The sequence below is a fragment of the Thalassobacterium maritimum genome (assembly GCF_031127805.1).
GTDB classification, from domain to species: domain Bacteria; phylum Verrucomicrobiota; class Verrucomicrobiia; order Opitutales; family Coraliomargaritaceae; genus Thalassobacterium; species Thalassobacterium maritimum.
In genome coordinates this window covers 1-428 of sequence record NZ_JARXHW010000246.1, presented here as the reverse complement: position 1 = coordinate 428, position 428 = coordinate 1, and the positions used below count along the sequence as shown (strand labels likewise).

General features: G+C 55.4%; 1 protein-coding gene. It reads right to left on the bottom strand.

Annotation, left to right across the window (positions count from 1 at the left end):
- Positions 1 to 428: reverse transcriptase domain-containing protein (locus QEH52_RS20220; protein WP_308952770.1), on the bottom strand; the 428-nt coding region annotated here is incomplete at both ends.

The window sequence follows — 428 nt, the reverse complement described above, 5'->3', positions numbered from 1 at the left end:
GGACGCACCGCGCTTTTCTCGCGATTGATCTCTAGACCCAGTTTGTTCTCGACGAACTCGCAGAGGCTAGCGAAGACACGATGTGCGGCACGTTCACTTTTGAGCAGGACGACTTCCGAGCGCAGCGACAAGACCGGGCCGAAGGAACCGGAACACGACTTTAGATCGATATCCACCGACCATTTGAAGCCTTCACGGTTGCAAGCAAAGATGCGGCGAACCGCATCATGCCCACGACAGCCCGGACGAAAGCCGTAGCTGTTGGCTCTAAAGCTACTGTCCAAGATAGGACAGAGCACTTGATGAATCGCTTGTTGCACGATCCGGTCGAAAACAGTCGGAATGCCCAGAGGACGCTTCTTTCCGTTCTTCTTTTCGATGTGAGTGCGGCGAACCGGACTCGGGCAGTAGTTCCCCAGATGCAGACG